An 18,415-nucleotide genomic window follows, 5' to 3' on the forward strand; every position below is an offset into this window, starting at 1 on the left:
CCCCCCCCCCCCCCCCCCCCCCCCCCCCCCCCCCCCCCCCCCCCCCCCCCCCCCCCCCCCCCCCCCCCCCCCCCCCCCCCCCCCCCCCCCCCCACTGCGCTGCCGGGTGACCTGCGCCGCCTGGTTTCCCGTGCCGCCGGCCGGTCACCTGCGCCGCCGGCCGGTGGGCGGAGACGTGCATTCCCGGCATTCGCTTGCCGCCGGCGGCGTGCCCGGGTGATCCTTTCAGTGCGATGGCTTACCGGGACGGATACCGCGGCAGAGTCTGGCGCTTCCTGAAGCTGTCGGGCCTGGCGGCGCTGGCCGTCGCGCTGGGCGTCGGCAACGGCTTCGTCGCGTCCTACGGTCCGACCGGCTTGGCGGGCGGGCTGCTGCAGATCGCCGGGTTCCTCGCGTCCATGGCGCCGGTCGCCGTGGTGTTCTTCGGGGCCGAGACCCCGTTGTGCGTGCCGGTGGCGCTGCTGCTGGCGGTGTCCGTCTGGTCCGCGCAGGGCCTGGTGGACGACATCGCCCGGACCCAGCGGGGCCGGGTGAGCGAATGCGCGGTGCTGTCGGAGCGGCCGGAGTGGCGCACGGTCTCCGAGTACCACTCGGGCACCGGCCCCGGCGACCCTGGCTGGTGGAGCACCCGCACCGAGGTGACCTACTATTACCGGCTGGACTGCCGGGGGAACGGCCCGGATTCGATGGAGACCGGCTCCTCGGTCGGGAAGGCCGGTTCGGTCATCGCCGTGACCTGGGATCCGACGGGACGGCTCAAAACCGTCCCGGCCAAGAGCGTGTCGCCGTCGGGAAGGGCGCGGACGGCGGCCCTGAACGGCGGCGCCGCCGAGCTGCTGCTCCTCGTGGACGCCTTCGCCGTGCCGCTGTGGATCCGCCGGCCCCGCCTGCGGCGCCGCCCGCGTCCCCCGCGGCGGCCGGCGGCCTGAGCCGCGGACGGCGTCGGCGGCCGAGCGCCCCGCACGGCAGGCCGCCGCAATCGGACCGAGGGCCCGGAGCGAGGACCGGGACGCGGGGCGGGGGCGCCGGACGGGAGCGATCAGGCGCGGAGGGCGGCGGCTTCGGCGGCCAGTTTCTCTACGCGGGCGTAGTCGCCGGAGGCGAGGGCGTCGGCCGGGGTCAGCCAGGTGCCGCCGACGCAGCCGACGTTCGGCAGCGCGAGGAACTCGGCCGCCGTCTCCGGCCTGATGCCGCCCGTCGGGCAGAAGCGCACCTCGGGGAGCGGCCCGGCCATCGCCTTCAGGTACGGCACGCCGCCGGCCGGCACCGCGGGGAAGAACTTCAGCTCGGTCAGGCCGCGCTCGGCCAGGGACATGACCTCCGAGGCGGTGGCCGCGCCCGGCAGGAAGGGCACGCCGCAGCCGAGCATCGCCTCCAGCAGGGCCGGCGTGCCGCCCGGGCTCACCAGGAACCGCGCGCCCGCGTCGACGGAGGCCGACACGTCGGCGGCGGTGCGCACGGTGCCGGCGCCGATGACGGCGTCCGGGACCTCGGCGGCGATGCGGCCGATCGCCTCCAGCGCGCACGGGGTGCGCAGCGTCACCTCGATGGCCGGAAGGCCGCCCGCCACGAGCGCCCGCGCGAGGGGGACCGCCGTCTCGACCCGGTCGATGACGACGACCGGGACGACGGGGGCGAGGTCGAGGATGCTCACGGCGTGGTGCTCCTTGTCGCGGGGGACGCCTCGGAACGGGCGTCCGCGGGGACGGACCAGGTGGGACGGGCCCGGGAAGGGACGGGTGAGCCGGCGGCGCCGGGATCGGTCACGCGCTGGGCGAGCCAGGCCGCGGCGCCGGTCAGCGCGGGCTGCTCGGCGACGATCGCGGTGGTCGCGATGCCGGTGAGGTAGCCCGACAGGACGAGGTTGGCCTCGAACCGGCGGCGGAAGTCGCTGCCGCCGACCCGGCTCACCATCCGCGGCACGATGCCACCCCCGAGATACACCCCGCCGTGCGCCCCCAGCGTCAGTGCGACGTTGGCCGCGAAGCTTCCCAGCAGGCCACAGAACACCTCAACGGTACGCGCGCACAGCGAGTCGTCCAGCCGGGCCACGATCTCGGACGCGGGGAGCGGCGCGACCGGGGTGCCCTCCACGAGCGCGAGCCCGTGACGCAGGCGCGTCAGGCCGGGGCCGGACAGCAGATGCTCGGCGTCCACCGACGGCATGCCGTCGGCGCGCAGCGCCCGTACGATCTCGAACTCCAGGTCGGTGACGACCGGCGCGGAGACGTGACCTCCCTCGCCCGGCACCGGCACCCACCCGTTGCGCGCGGGCACCAGTCCGGCGACGCCGAGCCCGGTGCCGGGGCCGAGGACGGCCTTGACCATGTACGGGGCCGGCTCGGGGCCGCCCAGCGACGCCAGCTCGCCGGCGCTCAGGTGAGGCAGCGCCAGCGCGAGGGCCTCGAAGTCGTTGAGCAGTTCCACGTGCGCGATGCCGAGCGCGCCGACCGAACCGGACCAGGAGGCGTTGGTGAGCCGGTAACGGTCGGCGTTGAGCGGGCCGGCGACGGCCAGGGACGCGGCCGGCGGCCGTGCGCCGCCGGCGTGGTGGGTCAGGTAGTGCTCCACGGCGGCCGGCAGGCCGTCGAACTCGGCCACGGGCAGCACGGCCACCGTCCCGGGGCGTCCGCCCGGCCGGGTGACCAGCCCGAAGCGGGCGTTCGTGCCGCCGATGTCGGCGACCAGCCACGGCCGCTCGGGGGACGGCGGGGCGCTCACGCCCGCGCCTCCGCCCCGCCGGAGGCCGGGCTCCCGGCGAGCGCGGCGCCGGACGGGACGGGGGCGGCGGACGGGACGGGGGTGCCGGCGCCCTCCGCGCCGCTCATGGCGAAGATGCCGGCGCCCCGGTCGGCGGGCGCGGCCGCGCGGCGGAAGGCGGCGAACAGCTCCCGCCCCGTGCCCACCCATTCGTCGTCCCGCAGCGGGCGTCCCTGCGGCGTGCGCGCGGCCAGCTCCTCGGCGGGGACCAGCAGGTCCAGCGTCCCCTCGGCGGAGTCCAGCCTGATCGGGTCGCCGTCACGGACCAGCGCGATCGGGCCGCCGTCGGCCGCCTCCGGCGACAGGTGGATGGCGGCCGGCACCTTGCCCGACGCCCCCGACATCCGGCCGTCGGTGACCAGCGCGACGTGCTGCCCCCGGTCCAGCAGCACCGCCAGCGGCGGCGTCAGCTTGTGCAGCTCGGGCATGCCGTTCGCGCTCGGCCCCTGGTAGCGGATGACGGCCACGAAGTCCTGGCCGTCCAGCTCGCCGGCCTGGAAGGCCGCCATCAGCTCGGCCTGGTCGTCGAAGACCTTCGCGGGCGCCTCGACCACCAGGTGCTGCGGCTTGACCGCCGACACCTTGCTGACCGCGCGGCCGAGGTTCCCGCTGACCATGTGGATGCCGCCGTCGGCGGAGAACGGCTCGGCCACCGGGCGCAGCACGTCCAGGTCGGCGCTGGTCGCGGGCCGCTCCTCCCAGACCACCTCGTCGTGCTTGAGCTCGGGGCCGCTGCGGTACAGGCCGAGGCCGCGCCCGGCGACGGTCAGCACGTCCTCGTGCAGCAGCCCGTTGTCCAGCAGGTCGCCGATGAGCGCCTGCATGCCGCCCGCCGCGTGGAAGTGGTTCACGTCGGCCTGCCCGTTGGGGTACATGCGGGTCAGCAGGGGGACGACCTTGGACAGGGCGGCGAGGTCGTCCCACAGCAGCTCGACGCCGGCCGCCGCGGCGATGGCGACCAGGTGCATGGTGTGGTTGGTGGAGCCGCCGGTGGCCAGCAGCGCGACGGCCGCGTTGACCAGCGCTTTCTCGTCGACCACGTGCGCCACCGGGGTGTACTCCTCCCCGTGCGCGGTGATCTCGACGGCCCGCCTGGCCGCGGCGCGGGTGAGGCCGTCGCGCAGCTCGGTGCCGGGGTTGACGAAGGTGGCGCCGGGCAGGTGCAGGCCCATGACCTCCATCAGCACCTGGTTGGAGTTGGCCGTGCCGTAGAAGGTGCAGGTGCCGGGGGAGTGGTAGGACTTCGCCTCGGCGTCCAGCATCTCGCCGCGGCCGATCTTCCCCTCGGCGAACGCCTGCCGGGCGCGCGCCTTCACCTTGTTCGGCAGGCCGGACGGCATGGGCCCGGCGGGGACGAAGACGGCGGGCAGATGCCCGAAGTGCAGCGCGCCGATCAGCAGGCCCGGGACGATCTTGTCGCACACGCCGAGCATCAGCGACGCGTCGAACATGTCGTGCGACAGGGCGATCGCCGTGGCCATCGCGATGACCTCGCGGCTGTAGAGCGACAGCTCCATGCCGGCGCGGCCCTGGGTGACGCCGTCGCACATCGCGGGCACCCCGCCGGCGACCTGGGCGACGCCGCCCGCCTCGCGCACGGCGTCCTTGAGCATCGGCGGATAGGTCTCGAACGGCTGGTGCGCCGACAGCATGTCGTTGTAGGAGGTCACGATCGCCACGCCGGGCCGCTCGGTGCCGCGCAGCATCAGCTTCTCGGCGGGGGAGCAGGCGGCGAAGCCGTGAGCGAGGTTGGCGCAGCCGAGGCTCGCGCGCGCCGGGCCCCGTTCCCTCGCCTCGCCGGCGGCGGCCGCGACGCGGCGCAGGTACGCGGCGCGGGTGCGGGCGCTGCGCTCGACGAGCCGCTCGGTGACCTCCTGGACGGTGCGGTGCACGGCGGAGGAGGTGGGCACTGGCTCGGACACGGGAGTGACTCCATAGATCGACCAAGAGAGGACAGATCGGACACTAGCCAGATCTTTGGTCGCACACAACCGTAGTTCTGCCATTTGCGATGAAGAACTTAGGGATTTTGGATTACAAAAGAGGTGTGGTTCACTTGACCGATGGGCCGACGATCAGCTTCCGCGCTCGCCAGCGGCGGTGAGGTCCTGCACCTCATCCGCACCGGCGAGGCCGTGACCCGGGCCGACATCGGCAGGGTCACCGGGCTCTCCCGTCCTGCCGTGGCGCTGCGGGTGGCCGGGCTGCTCGACCGCGGTCTGGTCGTGGAGCGCACCGACGGGCCCTCCACCGGCGGACGCCCGCCGGCCCGGCTGGCCTTCAACGCCGCCGGCGGCGTCGTCCTGGTCGCCTCGCTCGGCGCGAGCCGGACGCAGATCGCCGTGTGCGACCTGGCGGGCCGCGAGCTGGCCCGCACCGACCTGGAGATCGACGTCGAGCGCGGGCCGGACGTCGTGCTGCCCCTGCTGATGGACGTGTGGGCCGACCTGCTCGGAGGCCGCCCGCTGTCGGCGGTCAAAGGCGTGGGGCTCGGCGTCCCCGCCACCGTCGAGTTCGCGGCGGGCCGCACCGAGAGCGCCCGCGTCATGGCGAGCTGGACCGGCGTGGTGATCCCGCCGCTCATCTCCGCGCGCTATCCGGTGCCGGTCTTCGTGGACAACGACGTCAACGTCATCGCGATGGGCGAGTACCGCGAGGCGTACGCCCGCGAGGTCTCCGACCTGCTGTTCGTGAAGGTCTCCACGCGCATCGGCGCCGGGGTGATCGCCGGAGGGCGCATTCTGCGCGGGGCGCTCGGCGCGGCCGGGGAGATCGGCCACATCCCGGTCCGCGACGGCGGGGGAGTGCTGTGCCGGTGCGGCAACGTCGACTGCGTCGACTCGGTCGCCAGCGGCACGGCGATCCTGCGCGATCTGCGGGCGCGCGGCCGCGAGGTCGACTCGCTGCCGGACGTCGTCGCGCTGGTGCGCGCGGGGGACGCCGAGACGATGACCGTGGTGCGCAGGGCGGGACGGCTGCTCGGCGAGGTGGTCGCCAGCGCGGTCAACCTGTTCAACCCGGCCGTGGTGGTGCTCGGAGGCGACGTGGCCGAGCGCTTCCAGCCGCTGGTGTCGGGGGTGCGCGAGGTCGTCTACCGGCGCTCGACGGCGCTGTCCACCCGCAGCCTCCGCATCGAGCGCAGCCGGCTCGGCCCGAGCGCGGGCATCACCGGCTGCGCCCTCATGGTGCTCGACCACATCCTGTCGCCGGAGGCGGTCGACGCCGCCATCGACGCCGCCGGCGGCATGGTCGGCGGCACGGTCGGTGGCGCGGCCGTCGGCACGGCCAAGGGTGCGACCGGTGGCGTGGTCGGGGACATGACCGGCGGCGCGGCCAGGGGTGCGGCGGGCGGCACGGTCAGCGGGGGCACAGCAGGCGGGTCAGGGCCCGCTCCAGCGCCTCGGGCCCGTCGATCGGCGACGGCCACGGGAACCGGATGAGCGTGGGGTTCTCCACGCCCGAACGCACCGTCGCGCCGTAGCGGTCCAGCTCCCACAGCCACGGCTCGGGCGCCGGCTCGCCCACCAGCGACTCGACGGCCCGGCCGAGCTGCTCGCGGTGCGCCTCGTTCACGTGGCGCAGCATGCGCTCGGCCGCCTCGTGGACCGGGTCGGGCCCGGCGGCCAGGTACTCCTCGGCGTCGAGCATCCCCGACTCCTCGCCGGTCAGATAGATCACATAGCCGACGTCGACGCGGAACAGGCGCGGCCCGGCGGGATCGCCCTCCACGGCCGCGAACAGCGCCTCGTCCGGGCATCGGCCGGCCACGTCGACGGCGGCCTCCCGCAGTTCCGCGGGCGGCACCGCCCGCGCCCACCCCCGCACCTTCAGCAGCCCGCGCGGGTGCTCGACGCCGGCCAGCGTCCGGGTCGCCGACAGGTCGACGGTCACCACGACGTCGTCCGCGGCAGGCAGGCCGTGCAAGGGCTCGCCGGGCCTGACCAGCAGCAGCGGCCGGCCGGTGGCGTCGACCCCGCCCCGCGCCGGGCTCGCCGAGCCGTCGAGGGAGACGTGGGTCGGCGCGGCGGCGCGGGCGAGACCGCGGACGCGCTCGGAGATCGGGGGCACCCGCACATGCATGGCGTGGCTCCTTCGGTCTGGCGGGCGGAAGTGGCGGTCGCGCCGCCCGTCTGGCTAAGGTTAGGCTTGCCTTACTTAGGCAAACCTAACCATAACGAGGTCCACATGCGCTACACCGGTCCCAAAGTGCGGTTGTCCCGCCGCGCGGGCGTCCCCCTGACCAGGAAGGCGGTGCGCTACTTCGAGCAGCGGCCTTACCCGCCGGGCGAGCACGGCAGAAAGACCAGCCGCCGCGCCGCCGGCGACTACAGCCTGCGCCGCATGGAGAAGCAGAAGCTCCGCTGGTACTACGACGTCTCCGAGCGCCAGATGCGCAGGTACTGGACGCTCGCGCTGCGCCGCCCCGGACGATCCGGCGCCGAGCTGGTCACGCTGCTGGAAAGCCGCCTCGCCTCCCTGGTGCTGCGGGCCGGTCTCGCCCCGTCCATCTACGCGGCCCGCCAGTACGTCACCCACGGCCACATCACCGTCGACGGCCGCAAGGTGGACATCCCCAGCTACCTCGTGCGGCCCGGCCAGACCGTCGCCGTGCGGGCGAGGTCGCGCGCCATGCAGCCGTTCGTGGCCGCCGCCGAAGGGGTGTACGCCGACGAGGTCGCCGCGCCGTACCTCGCGACCGACCTGGGTGACCTGCGGTTCACGCTGCTCGCCACGCCGGAGCGCGCGCAGATCCGCGTCCCGGTCGACGAGCAGCTCGTGGTGGAGCACTACTCCCGCTGACCGCGCCCCCGCTGGCCGCGCCTCTGGTGGCCGCGCTCCCGGTTACCGTGGCTCCGGTGGCCGCGCCCCGGTGACCGGGCCCCCGGGGGGCAGCGCACGGTGGCGGCGTCCCCGGAGGTTTCAGCGCACGGTGGCCGCGTCCTCGCGGGTGGGGCGGGCCTCGGGCGAGGTAAGGGCCTCGGGAGCAGGCAGGGCGACGGCGGGAAGGGTCTCGCGCAGCGCCGCGATCTCGGCCCGCAGCGCGGCCAGCTCGGCGGCCACGCCGTCGCCCACGCCCACGCCCGCGCCGCCGCCCGTGCCACAGTTCGCGTCGCTGCCTGTGCCGCCGCCTGTGCCGCTGTCCGGGCCGCTGTTCGCGCCGTCCTGGTTCGCGTCGCGCTCGCCGGGGCCGTTCGCGCCGCCGTCCTGGTCGCGCTCGCGCTGGTGCTCGTCCTCCATCGCGCTGACCACCACGGCGATGAACAGGTTCAGCACGACGAACGTGCAGAGCAGCACGAACACCACGAAGAACACCCACGCGGAGGGGTGCTGCTCCATGACCCGCCGGTTGATCTCCGACCAGCCGTCGCCGGTCATCGTCTGGAACAGCGTGAACAGCGACGTCGGCAGGTCGCCGAAATACTCGGGGGCCGTCGCGCCGTACAGCTTGGTGCCCATCACCGAGGCCACATACAGCACCAGGCCCAGCAGCACGGCGATCGACGTCATGCCCGGGATGGCGGCGAGCAGCGCCGACACCACGCGCCGCAGACTCGGCACCACCGAGATCAGCCGCAGCGCCCGCAGGATGCGCAGCGCGCGCAGCACCGACAGCCCGCCCGCCGTCGGCAGGAACGACACGCCCACGATCACCGCGTCGAACAGGTTCCACGGGTCGAGGACGAACCGCGCCCGGTAGACGTACACCTTCGCCAGCAGCTCGGCGACGAACACGTACAGCGCGGCGTGGTCCACCACGTGCAGTACGGCGCCGTACGATTCCCCCGCCTCGGGGGAGGTCTCCACGCCCAAGGTCGCCGCGTTGACCACGATGACGCCGATGATCGCGCGCTGGAACCACGTCGATTCGAGGACATGACGGACACGATGGCGCATGGGGGCGAGCACTCCAGGATTCGGCGAACCGGTCGCGCAAGATCCTAGAGTCTGCGCGGATGACCCCGTGTCCGGGTCGCCCTCCTTGTCGGCTTTCGCGGCACACAGACCCAGGCTTCGCGCCGCGACCGGCGTCCCACCGAGGAGCAGGTCCGGCCGGTGGGCGGCAGGTCAGCGGGGCGGGCCGTAGGGCTCGATGGGGGGATCGCTGTAGGGGCCGCCCCCGGGCGGGCTGACGCGCCGCCCGGCGTGCTCGGTCACCCTGACCGCGTACAGGCCCTGCTCGGGGACGAGCGGCACCAGCCCGTACTCGGTGTCGATCTCGTCCTCGCCGAGCCCGAGGCGGCGCATGGCGCCCTCGAGGGTCGCCTCCGCCGGCGGCAGCTCCACGGTGACCAGGACCATGGCCCCCACGCTACGCGTCCCGCCCGGCCCCGTACACGTGCCCCCCTACAGCCTGGCGCGCTGCTCCCGGCGCCGGAGCGCCGAGACGAGCGCCCCGGTGTCGGCGATGCCGTACCCGTAGTCGTAGTCGAAGCCCACGGTGCTGCGGTCCTCGGCGGTGCGGTGCAGAAGCGTGCGCAGCTGGCTCGGGGAGAGCTGCGAGGCGGGCCAGCGGCTGCGGATCGCCGCCACCAGCCCGGCGGCCACCGGGCAGGCGGCCGAGGTGCCGGAGTCGGGCACGGCATCGCCGAACGCCTTGGACCCGGCGAAATGCGTGTAGGCGCAGATGTCGGGCTTGCGGTCGCTGAGCCGCCCCGGGCCCTGGGACGAGTAGCCCACCCGCTCGCCGTTGGTGTCGACCCCGCCGACCGACAGCACCTGCGGATGGGAGTTGGCGCCGACGATGGGACGGCCGGGGAAGGCGCACCTGCGGTCCTTGCACTCGGAGCCGCAGTTGCCCGCCGCGAACAGGAGGTCGGCGCCCGCCTGCTCCAGGCTGCCCACGATGATGTTGAACGGGTGCGCCGCGTTGTCGGAGTAGTTGCCCGGCAGCCCCGGCGGCAGATCCCACAGAGGCGAGAACGAGCCCCAGCTGTTGCTGACGACCAGCGACCGCGAGGCGGCCGGCTGGGCGTCCAGCACCGCCCGCAGGTGGGCGAACGCCGCCACCGCGTCCGACAGCAGGCCGTCCATGACCGTGCCGCCCTGGCGCCGCGACAGCAGGATCGGCACGTCGATCAGCGTGGCACGCGGCGCGGCGATGAACGTGTCGAAGGCGCACATCGTGCCGTGGTCGACCGCGTAGCCGCCCGGCTCGCCGGAGACCCCGGCGGGCTTCCAGCTGCGCTCGCGGTCGATGGTGACGTCCCTGCCGAGATGGCCGGTCACATGGGCGGCGTTCACCCCGGTGTCGCAGACCGCGAGCGCCACCCCGTCGCCGTCGTACCCCTCGGACTGCAACTCGGGCACGCGCAGCAGACGCGCGACGTCCTGCCAGGTGCCGACGGGCGGGCTGCCGCCGCAGGTGAGGCTGGTCTCGATGAGCGGATCGGCGTAGACGCCCACCACGTCCCGGCCCCGGCCCGGCAGCAGGGCCAGGCGGGCGGAGCCGTCGTCGTCGGAGATCTCTCCTCTCACCAGCACCGACGCCTCCTCAGGAGCCATGGAGAACACCAGCGGCTGGTGGAGCGACAGCGGGTCGCCGCCCGTGTCGGCGGGCTGGGCGCGGGGGAGGGCGACCGGGGTGAAGGAGTGGTCCAGCGCGACCCCGGGCAGGCCGTCGGTGACGTCGGCGGTGGTGGCGAAGAGGTCGGGGGCCGCGACGGCGGCGACGACGTCGGGAGAGGGACGGAGCTGGATCAGGACCCGCATGAGGACACCACCCTGAGATCGCGAAGTCGGACCCCACCACGGTGCTGCATCCGCCGCGACCCCGTCCACCAGCAGAAATACCGTTTCACACAGCATTCCGTGCCATTCGCCGCCAACCGCCGCCGCCAATTTCTCCGCCGGGATTCCCGCCCCTTCTCGTCGCGCTCCGCGTTCGGCTCCGGCGGCCGAGACGGGCGGGGCGCGGGAGGGGGTACGGGGACCGCGACCGGCGCCCTGACGCCCTGACGCCCGCGGCCGGTGGACGCGGTGGACGCGGCTTTCTGACATGAAACGTCCACTGGACGGCGCGGCGCGCCACGGCTTCGCGTGCGGCGCCGGCGGGCCCGCAGGGGTGACACGCAGCGATTTGCCCGCAGGTGGCGACATGTGCTCGGACATGATCAGAACCGACCGGCGCGTAAGGGTTTCGCGGGCGGGTGGGGTTGACTACGTTGAGACCCGTGATCGCCGAGGTAGAGACCCCCTCCCGTCCAGGATCCGGATCCGCGGGAGAGCACTGGATCCCCGTCCGTCCCAGGCTGGTGGTGGCCAGCGCCTTCATGCTGTTCCTGGAGCTGGCGCTGATCCGCTGGACCGGGTCCAACATCGTCCACCTCAGCTATTTCACCAACTTCGTGCTGCTCGGCTCGTTCCTCGGCATCGGGCTGGGCTTCCTGCGCGTGGGGCGCACCGCCCGGCAGCCGTACTACTCGCCGATCGTCCTCGCGGTGCTGGTGCTGATCGTCTTCTACTTCCCCGTCACCGTGGACCGCCAGACCGAGGGCGTGCTGTACTTCACCAGCCTGTCCACCAGCGGCCCCCCGGCGTGGGCCATCCTCCCGGTGGTGTTCGCGGCGGCGGCGCTGGTGCTCATGGGGCCGGCCGAGCTGGTCGGCCGCTGCTTCCCCGAGCTGCCGCGGCTGGAGGCCTACCGCTACGACCTGATCGGCAGCCTCACCGGCATCGCCATGTTCTCGCTGCTGTCGCTCGCGAGCGCGCCGCCGGTCGCGTGGGGCCTGATCGCCGCGTGCGCGTACGGCATGCTGCTCCAGCCGCGCTCGCTCGCCCGCTACCTCGGGTTCGTCACGTTCCCCTCGCTGATCGTCGTCGCCGCCCTCGCGGTGGAGACCCTCACCGTGGGCGCGCTGTGGTCGCCGTACTACAAGGTCACCTACCAGCGGCACTTCCTCGGCGACGTGCCCATCCTGGACATCGCGGTCAACGGCATCCCGCATCAGCAGGCCATCCCGGCGGCCGCCCGGCTGCAGTGGGAGCGCCAGTACGCCCTGCCCTACGAGCGCGCCGCGGCGGCGTCGAGCCTGGACGACGTGCTCATCGTCGGCGCGGGCAGCGGCACCGACGTGGCCATCGCGCTGTCCAAGGGCGCCAAGCGGGTGGACGCGGTCGAGATCGACCCCAAGCTCAGGGAGCTCGGCGCCACCTACCACCCCGACCGGCCCTACGACGACCCGCGCGTCACCACGCACATCACCGACGGCCGCGCCTTCCTCGAACGCACCGGCAAGAAGTACGACCTCATCCTGTTCGCCCTGCCCGACTCGCTCACCCTGGTGTCCGGCGCGAGCTCGCTCCGCCTGGAGAGCTATCTGTTCACCCAGGAGGCCATGCGCGCCGCGCACGACCATCTCAAGCCGGGCGGCGCGTTCTCGATGTACAACTACTACCGCGAGCAGTGGCTGGTCGACCGGCTCGCCTCCACGGCACAGGCCGCCTTCGGCCACAAGCCGTGCGTCGACGAGGTCGGCTCCGGGCAGCAGGCGGTGATCACGGCGGGCGTCACGGCGGACGCCCAGCGCTGCGCCGTCGAGTGGGCGGGCGCCAAGGCCGACACCCCGCCCCCGGCCGTGGACGACCGCCCGTTCCTCTACCTGCACGGGCGCGACATCCCGTCCATCTACCTCATCGCGCTCGGCCTGATCCTGCTGGTCAGCATCGTCGCGGTGCGCGCGGTCGCCGGTCCGTTCCGCAGGATGCGGCCCTACGCCGACCTGTTCCTGCTGGGCGTGTCGTTCCTGCTGCTGGAGACCAAGAACGTCACCGGGTTCGCGCTGCTGTTCGGCACCACCTGGGTGGTCAACGCCATCGTGTTCGCCGGAGTGCTCGTGGCGGTGCTGGCCGCGGTGGAGGTGACGCGGCGCTTCCGCACGCCGCCGCTGCCGGTCATGTACGCGATCCTGCTCGGCGGCCTGGTGCTGGCCGCGGTGGTGCCGAACTCCTGGCTGCTCGGGCTGCCGGTGCCGCTGCGCGTGGTGGTCGCGGTCGTGGTCGCGTTCCTGCCGATCTTCGCGGCCAACGTCGTCTTCGCCAAACGGTTCGCCGACACCGCCGACGCGACCGTCGCGTTCGGCGCCAACCTGCTCGGCGCCATCCTCGGCGGCTGCCTGGAGTACCTCTCCCTGGTGATCGGCTACGAGGGCCTGCTGGTCGTCGCCGGCCTGCTCTACCTGGGCGCCTTCGCCCTGCTCCCCCGCGCGGCACGAGCCCTATAGGGGGCCTGGACGGGTCCGGCCGCAGCCCCGATGAGGGGATGCGGCCGGAGAAGGTACGGCGTCGCGCCGATATGCCGGGCGGGGGTCAAAAGCCGCAGGCCTCCTGGAGGGTCTTGGCGGCCGCTCTGCTCTGGCGGTTGGGGGTGGGGGTCCTGACCGGGGTGGACGCCGACGCGGAGGCCGAGGGGGCCGGCGTGGCCGAGGAGCCGCCGCCGCTCGGCGACGCCGAACTCGCGCCGGTGCTCCCCGACGGGGTCGCGCCGGCCGTCGCGCCGGCGGCCAGGGTGGCCGACCCTGAGCGCTCGGACTCCCTCAGCGCCTGGAGGGTGAGCTTGCGGATCTTCAACCAGTCGGCCGCGCCCGGCCAGATCGTGGGCGGCACGAACTGCAGACTGGTGGTCTTGGCGTCCTTGACCTTCAGCGCCAGCGGCACCAGGTGCTCCAGCAGGTCGCGGGGGATGTCGGTGCGGAACAGGTGCCGCGTCGCCGTGGCGATCTTGCCGAAGTTGGCGAGCACCACGCTGGGCGTCGCCTGGTTGAGCAGGGCGCCCATCACGCACCGCTGCCGTGACATGCGGGAGAAGTCGTCGCTGTCGACGCGGGAGCGGCCGTACCAGAGCACGTGCTCGCCGTCCAGCCGCTGGTAGCCGGCCTTGATGGTGCCCGCCGTGCCGAAGTGGCCGCCCCACCTGACGTCCCGCTCGACGCGGATCTTCAGGCCGCCGATCGCGTCGATGAGCGCCGCGAAGCCGTACATGTCGACGATCGCGTAGTAGTCGACCTTGAGCCCCAGGGTGTGGCCGATGGCGCTCTTGAGCTCGCGCGGCCCCCTGCCCTTGCCGAGGTGGTCCTCGGCGTACTGCCAGACCTCGTTGAGCAGGCCCTGGCCGGAGTCGCCGGTGAACCCGTTCGGGAACCTCTCGGCGAGCGGGTCCCCCTTGGGGAAGCGGACGAACTGCAGGTTGCGCGGCAGGCTGAACATGACCGAGTTGCCGGTCCTGACGTCGACGCTGGCCACGGTCATGCTGTCGGTGCGCACGCCCGTCCTGTTGCCCGCGGCGTCACCGCCGATGAGCAGGAAGTTGACCCGGCGGCGGCCGTTCCACGGATCCTCCTGCTTGACGGGCGCCACGGACGTTCCCGGCTCCGGCTGGAAGATCTGGTTCGTGGTGTCCCGCACCGTCATCATGCTGGTCGCGGTCAGCGCGAAGGGCGCCATCACGCTCACGCACAGCACGCCGACCACGATGCCGGAGACCACCTGCCCCGCCTGCGGGAGCCGGTCGGGGCGAAGGACGATGTAGGAGGTGATGACCAGCGTGAACCACGCCAGGGCGCCGATCGTCGCCGTGATCACGACCGCCACCCAGGTGCTGTCCTTGACGGCCAGGCCGAGGTTGGTGCCGATGATCACGCCGAACACGGCGCCGGCCAGCAGGACGGCGCCGAAGACGCCGAGGAGGACGAATCCGGCGCGCCGCCGCCCGGCCCGCAGGTGCGCCGCGCCGGGGACCACCGTGGACAGCAGCGTCCATCCGATGACCGATCCGGTCGTCGGGGGTTTGGCGAAGCGGGCGGCCGCGGCCTTCCGCTCGGCGGCGGGCCGCGCGGAGCCGCCCGCGGCGGCCGGGCGCGCGGAGGAGTCCACCGTGGGATGGTCCGCCGGGCCGCCGTGCGGGTGGGAGTCGGTCGTGGGACGGCCGGCCGGGCCGCCGTGCGCGGAGGAGTCCACGGCGGGACGGTCGGCGGGGCCGCCGTGCGGCTGGGAGTCGACCGTGGGACGGTCCGCTGGGCCGCCGTGCGCGCGGGAATCCATGGGATGGCCCGCCGGGCCGCCTTCGCGGGCGGGTGGTCTCGCGCCGCCCTCGTCGGGCGTGCGGCCACGCGGCCCCTCGCCGGGGGCGGGCCGGCGCGCGCGGTCCTCCGGGCCGGGCCTCCTGCGGCCGTCCTGAGGAGCGCGTCTGCGCGGGCCTTCGCCGGACGCGGAAGCGGCGCGGCCTTCGCCGGAAGCGGGCCGCGCCCGTCCTTCCCCGGATGCGGACCTTGCCCGTCCTTCCCCCGAGGCGGGCCGCGCCCGTCCCTCTCCGGGAGCGGGTCTCGCCCGTCCGTCTCCGGATGTCGGCCGCGCACGGCCCTCCCGGGGAGCGGGTCTTGAGCGCCCGTCTCCCGGCGCGGGGGGCGCGTGGCCCTCACCGGGCGCTGAACCGGGCGCTGAACCGGGTGCGGACGGCGCGCGGCCGTCGCCGGGGACGGGCGTCGCGCGGCCCTCTCCAGGAGCGGGTCTCGCCGATCCGTTCTCCCGCGCGGGTTGGCCAGGGCCTTCCCCGCCAGCCTCTCCCGCGGTACGGCCAAGAGGCGTGGTCACACGTGCTCCCTCATGACGGGTCGGAATCCTGTCGTCAACCAGGAGAAACCCATCAGTGGCCCCCCGCCGGTTCACGGATTTCCAGGATTCTAACCCCCATACCTGGACATCACCGACGCAAACCCAATATTGGGGAATCGGACGGTTACATGTTGCTGAAGCCCGCCCCCACCGTGCGGCAACCGCGGTCAGGGGGCCGGCCGCGCCGCCGGGCAGGCAGCCGCGGGCCATGGCACATCTGCCCCGCAGGTCACACCCGTCTCCCGGCGCCGACGACCCGCGTCCGCGCCGGGAGAACGGCCGGCCTATGAGGTCGAGGACGACGACGCCAGCCAGGTGTTGCACTGGTAGGCCTTGGTCCGCTCGTACCCCTGCCTGAACCACCGGCCGCTGTTGGGCGGGCTGCCGTGGTCGCGCGGATACCCCGGCCAGTCGCCGACGTTGGAGAAGAAGTAGAACAGGTTGCCCCGGCGGGCCGGCGGGATCGGATAGCTGGTCGCCACCGACCGCATCCACATGCCGGCGAAGCAGTTCGCCTGCAGCTCGTACCGGCGGCTCAGCGCCAGCCTGCCGCTCGTCGACCGCGAGGACAGCGTCTTGCTCCACCAGGAGTTGGCCAGCCCGGACAGCTGCTGCACATGGTGGCCGTACTCGTGGGCCATCATGCCGGTGAACGCGCCGTGCCAGCTCGACAGCGAGCCGTACCCCCGCTGGTTCCCCTTGCCTCGCGACATCGCCGACGTGGAGGCGTAGATGGTCGTGTTGCGCGGGCAGTAGTAGGGCACGATGCTGCCCCGCTGCGGGAAGTCGCCGCACGCGCCCCGGCCGCCGCGCGCCGTGATCGCGTAGCGCGGCGGCGCGAAGCCGATGCCCACCTTCCGCAGCGCGGCCGACCACGTGCGGCTCATGCACTGTCCCGTCTTCAAGATCAGGGACTTCAGCTGGGCGTCGTTGAAGACGTTGGTCGGCGCGGCGCGGCAGTTGGTCCGTGGCAGGCTCCCCGCACGGTAGATCGTGTTCCCGCTCAGGCTGGTGTTCAGCCGGGGCCGGGTCGTCGTGGTGCCGGTCTCGGTGGACGTCGAGGTGTCCGACGACCTGGTGGGCCGCGGGACGGTGGTGGAGGTGGGGAAGGGCTTCGGCGTGTACGGCGTGAAGGTGGGCGTCGAGAACGTCGGGATCGCCACCGGAGAGGGCGGGTCCGGATGCCTGGCGCTCTTCAGCACCGCCGAGCCGATCACCAGCAGCACGAACACGGCGGCGACCATCCCGAGGAGGCCGCCGATGACGGCCGCGCCGCTGGACCTGCGCTTGGGCGGCCTGTACGGGCCGTACGGACCCCGGGGCGGGCCGGGCGGCGGGGCCCACCCCGGCGAGGGAGACGGGTACGGCGCCTGGCCCCCCGGGAACGGCGGGCCGCCGGGATGCGGCTGCGCGGCGGGATGCCGCTGTCCGCCCGGATGAGGCGGGCCGCCCTGATAGGGAGGCCGTCCGGCCGGCTGCTGCTGCCCGCCCGGCGGATACGGGGCCTGTCCGCCCCCCGGCGGGTACGGCCCTCCGCCCGGATGAGGTCCTGCCCCGGGATGTCCGCCGCCCGGCGGCGGCACGGAGTACGGCGGCCCCTGCGGCGGCCCCTGGGGAGGCGCCATCCCCGGGCCCTGCGGCGCGTACGGCTGCCGGTACGGCTGCTGCGGGCCCGGCTCCCATCCCGGGCCCACGGGCCCCGGGCCGGGCGGCGCCGGCCGTCCGGGCGCGAGAGGAGCGCCCTGCGGCGAGTCGCCCTGCGGCGGCCGTCCTTGGGGCGGGTAGCCGGGAGGCGGCTGCCGGGGGTCGCGCGGCGGCTGGGCGCTCTGCGAAGGTGGTGGCGGGGCCGGATGCCCGCCCGCCGGCGTCCCCCACGCCGGGTCCGGCGGAGGCGGGTACGGATGGCGTCCGCCGGAGGACGGATCATTTGGATGCTGTCCGTTACCCGCCATTTCCGTGTGCCCCCTTCCCGGTCCCAACAGACCGAGCGTTCTCCCCTGTCACAAGATCCACATTCTGGACCATTTTGGGCAGAACTGTACTCAATTCCCAGTAGTCACGGATGTCGCGGTATCTGGTTACATTCTGAAATCATCCAAGGTGATCTCTGCGATAGTCCGGAATCGCCGGACCCCTCTGCCCTAGCTTCGTTGCCATGAATCTGCAGCAGCTGCGTTATGTGGTCGCCACTGCGGAGCACCGCACCATGACGGACGCGGCACGATCGCTTTACATCGCGCAGCCCGCGCTTTCCCGCGCGATTCGCGACTTGGAACGTGAACTCGGCATGACGCTTTTCGCGCGTTCCGGCCGGGGGGTGGTCGTGACGGCACAGGGCCGCCGCGTCGTCAAACTCGCCAAGGAAGCGCTGGACGCCGTGCACGAAATCGAGGCGCTGGCCACGCACACCCATTCCGGGGCCGGAGAACTGCGCGTCGCCTCGCCGCCGAGCCTGGAGCCGGCGCTGGCCGGGCGGCTGCTCCCCGCCTACGTCTCCGTGCATCCGGGCGTGCGGGTGCAGATCGTCCGGTGCGACGGGCGCGACGGCGTGGTGAACGCCGTGCGAGAGCAGCGCGCCGACCTCGGGCTGACCGACCTTCCCGTGCCGGCCGACCTGGTCAGCCACCCGCTCGAACGGCAGGAGATCGTGATCATCTCCCCGCCCGGCCTCGACCTTCCCGGTTCGGTCGCGATGAGCCGCCTGAACGGCATGCGCATCGTCCTGCCGCCGGCGGGCAGCGCGCGGCGCCGGGAGTTCGAGCAGCTGTTCGCCAACCACGGCGTCCGGCCCATCGTGGTGGCCGAGACCGACGAGCGCGGCGGCTGGCCGATCGCGGTCCGCGCCGCCTCGGCGTCCCTGCTCGGCTACCGGACGATGGCCGACCAGGCGCTGCGGGCCGGGCTCGTGGTCCGTTCCCTGGACCCGCCGCTGCGCAGGATCATCGCCCTGGTGCACACCCGCAGGCGCATCCCCGCGATGGCGCAGGACTTCCTCACCGTGGCCGAGAGCGGATCGGCCGGCTCCGCCGTCTGAGCCGGTTTTGGAGCG

14 protein-coding genes are annotated in these 18,415 nt (G+C 73.7%); 5 read left to right on the plus strand and 9 right to left on the minus strand.

The annotated features are described in order from the left end of the window. The first annotated feature begins 233 nt into the window (after nt 1-233). Nucleotides 234-929 (plus strand): hypothetical protein, encoded by a 696-nt coding sequence (locus ACZ6QO_RS20820; protein WP_465852912.1) that lies wholly within the window; start codon nt 234-236, stop codon nt 927-929. Between the two features lie 110 nt (nt 930-1,039). Here ACZ6QO_RS20820 and eda read toward each other — a convergent pair whose 3' ends face one another. Genes eda through edd form a run of 3 tightly spaced genes read right to left on the minus strand, consistent with a single transcriptional unit; the run spans nt 1,040 to nt 4,682 of the window. Continuing rightward, nucleotides 1,040-1,654 (minus strand): bifunctional 4-hydroxy-2-oxoglutarate aldolase/2-dehydro-3-deoxy-phosphogluconate aldolase, encoded by a 615-nt coding sequence (gene eda / locus ACZ6QO_RS20825; protein WP_465852914.1) that lies wholly within the window; start codon nt 1,652-1,654, stop codon nt 1,040-1,042. Beyond that, complete coding sequence (locus ACZ6QO_RS20830; protein WP_465852916.1) at nt 1,651-2,721, minus strand: glucokinase; 1,071 nt, start codon at nt 2,719-2,721, stop codon at nt 1,651-1,653. The genes eda and ACZ6QO_RS20830 overlap by 4 nt, the downstream gene beginning before the upstream one ends. Continuing rightward, on the minus strand, nt 2,718-4,682 hold the full coding sequence (edd, locus tag ACZ6QO_RS20835) for a phosphogluconate dehydratase (RefSeq protein ID WP_465852918.1): 1,965 nt from the start codon (nt 4,680-4,682) through the stop codon (nt 2,718-2,720). Before edd ends, ACZ6QO_RS20830 begins: the two co-directional genes overlap by 4 nt. Before the next feature lie 141 nt (nt 4,683-4,823). On the opposite strand from edd, the gene ACZ6QO_RS20840 reads away from it, so the two are divergent. Beyond that, a complete protein-coding gene (locus ACZ6QO_RS20840; protein ID WP_465852919.1) occupies nt 4,824-6,200 on the plus strand; it encodes an ROK family protein in 1,377 nt (458 codons plus the stop codon). Here ACZ6QO_RS20840 and ACZ6QO_RS20845 read toward each other — a convergent pair. Continuing rightward, on the minus strand, nt 6,118-6,840 hold the full coding sequence (locus ACZ6QO_RS20845) for a DUF2470 domain-containing protein (protein WP_465852921.1): 723 nt from the start codon (nt 6,838-6,840) through the stop codon (nt 6,118-6,120). The genes ACZ6QO_RS20840 and ACZ6QO_RS20845 overlap by 83 nt on opposite strands. A 105-nt stretch (nt 6,841-6,945) precedes the next feature. On the opposite strand from ACZ6QO_RS20845, the gene rpsD reads away from it, so the two are divergent. Further along, a complete protein-coding gene (gene rpsD, locus ACZ6QO_RS20850) occupies nt 6,946-7,560 on the plus strand; it encodes a 30S ribosomal protein S4 (protein ID WP_465852923.1) in 615 nt (204 codons plus the stop codon). A 120-nt stretch (nt 7,561-7,680) separates the two neighbouring features. Here rpsD and ACZ6QO_RS20855 read toward each other — a convergent pair whose 3' ends face one another. The 3 genes from ACZ6QO_RS20855 to ACZ6QO_RS20865 all read right to left on the minus strand — a co-directional run bounded on the left by ACZ6QO_RS20855 (nt 7,681) and on the right by ACZ6QO_RS20865 (nt 10,470). Next, complete coding sequence (locus ACZ6QO_RS20855) at nt 7,681-8,655, minus strand: ion transporter (RefSeq protein ID WP_465852925.1); 975 nt, start codon at nt 8,653-8,655, stop codon at nt 7,681-7,683. Nucleotides 8,656-8,826: 171 nt separating this feature from the next. Further along, nucleotides 8,827-9,060, minus strand: a complete 234-nt coding sequence (locus ACZ6QO_RS20860; RefSeq protein WP_465852927.1) for a hypothetical protein — start codon at nt 9,058-9,060, stop codon at nt 8,827-8,829. Nucleotides 9,061-9,105: 45 nt separating this feature from the next. After that, nucleotides 9,106-10,470 (minus strand): S8 family peptidase, encoded by a 1,365-nt coding sequence (locus ACZ6QO_RS20865; RefSeq protein ID WP_465852928.1) that lies wholly within the window; start codon nt 10,468-10,470, stop codon nt 9,106-9,108. 461 nt (nt 10,471-10,931) lie between these two features. Here ACZ6QO_RS20865 and ACZ6QO_RS20870 point away from each other — a divergent pair, with 461 nt between their 5' ends. Then, nucleotides 10,932-12,980: a spermine/spermidine synthase domain-containing protein gene (locus ACZ6QO_RS20870; RefSeq protein ID WP_465852930.1), complete on the plus strand. Its 2,049-nt coding sequence runs from the start codon at nt 10,932-10,934 to the stop codon at nt 12,978-12,980. 85 nt (nt 12,981-13,065) lie between these two features. Here ACZ6QO_RS20870 and ACZ6QO_RS20875 read toward each other — a convergent pair whose 3' ends face one another. Further along, a complete protein-coding gene (locus ACZ6QO_RS20875) occupies nt 13,066-14,796 on the minus strand; it encodes an LCP family protein (RefSeq protein ID WP_465852932.1) in 1,731 nt (576 codons plus the stop codon). Nucleotides 14,797-15,650: 854 nt separating this feature from the next. Continuing rightward, the gene (locus ACZ6QO_RS20880) at nt 15,651-16,610 is read right to left on the minus strand and encodes a neutral zinc metallopeptidase (RefSeq protein ID WP_465852934.1); all 960 of its coding nucleotides are present in this window, start codon (nt 16,608-16,610) and stop codon (nt 15,651-15,653) included. Between the two features lie 911 nt (nt 16,611-17,521). Between ACZ6QO_RS20880 and ACZ6QO_RS20885 the strand changes: the two genes are divergently transcribed. Beyond that, on the plus strand, nt 17,522-18,400 hold the full coding sequence (locus ACZ6QO_RS20885; protein WP_465852936.1) for a LysR family transcriptional regulator: 879 nt from the start codon (nt 17,522-17,524) through the stop codon (nt 18,398-18,400). Nucleotides 18,401-18,415: the final 15 nt, after the last annotated feature.

It is taken from the genome of Sphaerisporangium sp. NPDC049457 (genome assembly GCF_055586705.1).

Excerpts from the sequence above, each read along its gene's own strand:
- ACZ6QO_RS20860 (WP_465852927.1), bottom strand. The coding sequence starts at position 9,060 with ATGGTCCTGGTCACCGTGGAGCTGCCGCCGGCGGAGGCGACCCTCGAG.
- ACZ6QO_RS20865 (WP_465852928.1), bottom strand. The coding sequence starts at position 10,470 with ATGCGGGTCCTGATCCAGCTCCGTCCCTCTCCCGACGTCGTCGCCGCC.
- ACZ6QO_RS20820 (WP_465852912.1), top strand. The coding sequence starts at position 234 with ATGGCTTACCGGGACGGATACCGCGGCAGAGTCTGGCGCTTCCTGAAG.
- ACZ6QO_RS20855 (WP_465852925.1), bottom strand. The coding sequence starts at position 8,655 with ATGCGCCATCGTGTCCGTCATGTCCTCGAATCGACGTGGTTCCAGCGC.
- ACZ6QO_RS20845 (WP_465852921.1), bottom strand. The coding sequence starts at position 6,840 with ATGCATGTGCGGGTGCCCCCGATCTCCGAGCGCGTCCGCGGTCTCGCC.
- rpsD (WP_465852923.1), top strand. The coding sequence starts at position 6,946 with ATGCGCTACACCGGTCCCAAAGTGCGGTTGTCCCGCCGCGCGGGCGTC.
- ACZ6QO_RS20885 (WP_465852936.1), top strand. The coding sequence starts at position 17,522 with ATGAATCTGCAGCAGCTGCGTTATGTGGTCGCCACTGCGGAGCACCGC.
- ACZ6QO_RS20880 (WP_465852934.1), bottom strand. The coding sequence starts at position 16,610 with ATGGTCGCCGCCGTGTTCGTGCTGCTGGTGATCGGCTCGGCGGTGCTG.
- ACZ6QO_RS20840 (WP_465852919.1), top strand. The coding sequence starts at position 4,824 with ATGGGCCGACGATCAGCTTCCGCGCTCGCCAGCGGCGGTGAGGTCCTG.
- ACZ6QO_RS20875 (WP_465852932.1), bottom strand. The coding sequence starts at position 14,796 with ATGGATTCCCGCGCGCACGGCGGCCCAGCGGACCGTCCCACGGTCGAC.